General features: G+C 44.8%; 1 protein-coding gene and 5 tRNA genes. All 6 read right to left on the bottom strand.

Annotation, left to right across the window (positions count from 1 at the left end; translation table 11 throughout):
- Positions 1–41: 41 nt before the first annotated feature.
- Positions 42–117, bottom strand: a tRNA-Glu gene (locus KO531_RS22120).
- Positions 118–235: 118 nt separating this feature from the next.
- Positions 236–311, bottom strand: a tRNA-Glu gene (locus KO531_RS22125).
- Between the two features lie 130 nt (positions 312–441).
- Positions 442–517: transfer RNA gene (locus KO531_RS22130), tRNA-Ala, on the bottom strand.
- Positions 518–621: 104 nt separating this feature from the next.
- A tRNA-Glu gene (locus KO531_RS22135) sits at positions 622–697 on the bottom strand.
- A 63-nt stretch (positions 698–760) separates the two neighbouring features.
- Positions 761–836: transfer RNA gene (locus KO531_RS22140), tRNA-Ala, on the bottom strand.
- Positions 837–941: 105 nt separating this feature from the next.
- Entirely contained in the window at positions 942–2,351 is a 1,410-nt protein-coding gene (gltX, locus tag KO531_RS22145) for a glutamate--tRNA ligase (RefSeq protein WP_219252244.1), read from the bottom strand.
- Between the last annotated feature and the right edge of the window lie 265 nt (positions 2,352–2,616).

Genomic DNA, 2,616 nt, shown 5'->3' on the forward strand with positions numbered 1-2,616 from the left:
CGTTAGTTATTTGCTAGGAACCACTCTCTATAAAATATAGATGGTATCCCCTAGGGGATTCGAACCCCTGTTACCGCCGTGAAAGGGCGGTGTCCTAGGCCTCTAGACGAAGGGGACCCGGACTTATGTTTTAACTCGTAACCGAGCTTTGTAACACATTCGCTTCAGTAGGCTAGGAAGCAAATGCCTTGTTCTTACCAAACAACACGTTAGTTATTTGCTAGGAACCAAAATGTGGTATCCCCTAGGGGATTCGAACCCCTGTTACCGCCGTGAAAGGGCGGTGTCCTAGGCCTCTAGACGAAGGGGACCCGGACATATTAATTTGAACTTAACGTTCCCGTTTAACATCTACGGTCTCATAGGCGCTCTTCTAAGTAGCGAAGTGTGCCTTGGGTGTATTAATTTAAACTTTCGTTTCTGCTTAATAAGGCAGTAAATTGGTGGAGCTACACGGGATCGAACCGTGGACCTCTTGCATGCCATGCAAGCGCTCTCCCAGCTGAGCTATAGCCCCAAATTTTTGTCAACACAGCTAACTTTAGCAGTATATGTATCAGCAGAAATTTAGACTTTGTTCTTACCAAACAACACGTTAGTTATTTGGTAAGAACCAATATTTGGTATCCCCTAGGGGATTCGAACCCCTGTTACCGCCGTGAAAGGGCGGTGTCCTAGGCCTCTAGACGAAGGGGACCCCGGACATATTAATTTGAACTTTTCACTAGAAAAGGTTCCCGTTTAACATCTACGGTAAGTTTGGTGGAGCTACACGGGATCGAACCGTGGACCTCTTGCATGCCATGCAAGCGCTCTCCCAGCTGAGCTATAACCCCAAACCTATCGAACTACATTTAAGTGCACTGCAAGCATTTGCTCGACTGTGTCTCAACTGCGTGGCGCATTCTATGCAGCGCACCTAAAAGTGTCAACTCGTTTTTTTAGGAATTTATTCTATCTGCTACAAATTCAATCGCTTTGGATATTCTTTGCTCAGAACGGCTTCTTCCAATTAAAAATAGTGTGATATCTAAGCCTGGAGACTGCCCTGCCCCTGTTACTGCAACACGTAAAGGCATACCGACCTTACCCATACCCACATCTAATTCAGTCGCAGTATCTTCAATTGCCTGATGAATAGCTTCAGCTGTCCACTCAGTTAATGCTGATAATTTCTGTTGCACCAGTTGCAATGGCTCTAACGCAACACCGCGTAAATGCTTTTTCGCCTGTGCTTCATCAAACTCAGCAAAATCTTCATAGAAATAGCGGCTAGATGCGGCTAACTCTTTTAGAGTCTTAGCGCGCTCAGCTAATGCAGTGACCACTTCAGCTAATGCTGGGCCATTTGACAGATCAATTTTTTGATCGTCCATGTGCCATTGTAAGTGTGTTGCCACATATTCTGGATCTAGGATCTTTATATAGTGTTGGTTCAACCACACCAGTTTATCGGTATTAAAAGCAGAAGCGGCTTTGTTGATGTCACTCAACTTAAAGAATTGCTTCATTTCTTCTAATGAGAAAATCTCTTGATCGCCATGTGACCAACCTAAACGCACTAAATAGTTCAGCAGTGCTTCTGGTAAATAGCCATCGTCACGGTACTGCATTACGCTAACAGCGCCATGGCGCTTAGACAACTTAGCGCCGTCATCACCTAGAATCATAGATACGTGTGCATATTCTGGGATCGGCGCCCCTAATGCTTTAAGAATGTTGATTTGACGCGGGGTATTGTTGATATGATCTTCACCACGCACCACACAAGTGATCCCCATATCCCAATCATCAACCACCACACAGAAGTTATAGGTTGGCACGCCGTCGGTACGGGCGATGATCAAGTCATCTAATGCATCGTTAGAAAATTCAATCCGACCACGAACATGATCATCAAATACCACTGAACCACCGATTGGATTTTTAAAACGCACTACAAATGGTTCATCAGTCTCGCGAGCGGGTAAGTCGCGACAGCAACCATCATACTTTTGTGCTTCACCGTTAGCGGCCTGTGATTCTCTTAGGGCATCGATTCGCTCACGTGAACAGTAACATTTATACGCTGTGCCCTTTTCTAACATTTGAGCAATGATTTCGTTATAACGGTCAAAACGCTTAGTTTGGTAATATGGGCCCTCGTCCCATGTCAAACCTAGCCAGTTCATGCCTTCTAAAATCGCATCGCAAGCAGCTTGAGTCGAACGCTCAATATCAGTGTCTTCAATACGTAATACAAACTCACCGTTATTGGCACGGGCTTGTAACCAAGAATAAAGTGCAGTACGGGCACCACCAACATGCAAGAAACCGGTAGGACTAGGGGCAAAACGCGTCTTAGTTGTCATAATGGGACACTAACCTATATAAAGTCGTCTAGATAAAGACAATCACGATAAAAAAAAGTGGGCTTATTCTAACAGTCAAAGCAGGCGCTGCAAATGGGACAAGCTTCACAGTATCACTTATCTGGTTAAATCGTGTCGCGAATCCCTCCCTTTTATCTGTCTCTTCTACACAAATCCCTCAGTTTGCCCCGGGGGATTTTTTTGAACCATTTTCAATTACCCTGATCTGATCCTGACCTTTTGTTTCAGATACCACATACCATGT

The sequence above is a fragment of the Shewanella sp. NKUCC06_TVS genome, from assembly GCF_019345515.1.
Taxonomy (GTDB): Bacteria; Pseudomonadota; Gammaproteobacteria; order Enterobacterales; family Shewanellaceae; genus Shewanella; species Shewanella oncorhynchi.